1 protein-coding gene is annotated in these 249 nt (G+C 59.0%); it reads right to left on the bottom strand.

Annotated features, from left to right (window positions below; translation table 11 throughout):
* A partial coding sequence (locus QN347_RS20520; RefSeq protein WP_323494505.1) for a transposase occupies positions 1-238 on the bottom strand: 238 nt, incomplete at its 3' end.
* Positions 239-249 lie beyond the last annotated feature (11 nt).

Below are 249 nucleotides of genomic sequence, written 5' to 3'. Positions count from 1 at the left end.
GGCTCGCAACCAACCCCGTCACTTGCCGCAAAGGCAGGTTGAACAGCGTCTTCAGCGTCAGGCACAGCTCGATCGCGCTGTCTGAAAACCGCATCGGGCGACCAGGACGACCACAAGGCACCGATAGCCAATGCATCTCTGGATCAAACCATATTTCCAGCGACCCACGCCGCTTCAGCGCCGCATTATACTCAGGCCAGTTCGTCGTGCGATACACAGGTGCGGCAGGTTTGGGCATCACGCCCATCT

The sequence above is a fragment of the Sphingomonas sp. 10B4 genome, assembly GCF_035019905.1.
GTDB classification, from domain to species: Bacteria; Pseudomonadota; Alphaproteobacteria; order Sphingomonadales; family Sphingomonadaceae; genus Sphingomonas; species Sphingomonas glacialis.
The sequence above is the reverse complement of the archived record's forward strand: the minus strand, read 5'-3'. Positions and strand labels throughout refer to the sequence as shown.